The following is a 453-nucleotide window of genomic DNA, read 5'->3' as shown; positions in this document are numbered from 1 at the left end:
AGGTCTTCTTTGCTTAAACTATAATCCAAAACCCTCCCCCCTTTAAGCACATGATAGAGGTTTACACAATACTTCTATATTATTAATTTATTTGATTGTTTTTGAATTATTCTTATACCTACTATATTAGGACTTGCTTATTTAATTGGTTTTATACTTATATAATATTCACAAATTACTGTATTCGTTCCCCTTTAACTCCAGGTTGGCTTATTAAATTTATTCTTTTTTATCCTTTCGCCTTCTTCTTCAGAAACTATATATGCTGAAATTCCTTGTTTATCATATTCCTTCACCATCTTAATTGCTTGTTCTCTAGTCATAGGCTGTGAAAATCCATCGTTAGTTCTTATTACATATCTTTGCTCCATTAAAATCCCTCCTAATATTTATTTGTTATTAGCTCGTTGCAGAACTCTACAACTCGCATAAATACTGCATTTTATTTATTTA

General features: G+C 29.6%; 1 protein-coding gene. It reads right to left on the bottom strand.

Features of this window, described 5'->3' with window-relative positions; genetic code table 11:
• Window positions 1-194: 194 nt before the first annotated feature.
• A complete protein-coding gene (locus tag L21TH_RS14680; RefSeq protein ID WP_006308266.1) occupies window positions 195-371 on the bottom strand; it encodes a hypothetical protein in 177 nt (58 codons plus the stop codon).
• Window positions 372-453 lie beyond the last annotated feature (82 nt).

It is taken from the genome of Caldisalinibacter kiritimatiensis (genome assembly GCF_000387765.1).
Classification (GTDB): Bacteria; Bacillota; Clostridia; order Tissierellales; family Caldisalinibacteraceae; genus Caldisalinibacter; species Caldisalinibacter kiritimatiensis.
The sequence above is the reverse complement of the archived record's forward strand: the minus strand, read 5'-3'. Positions and strand labels throughout refer to the sequence as shown.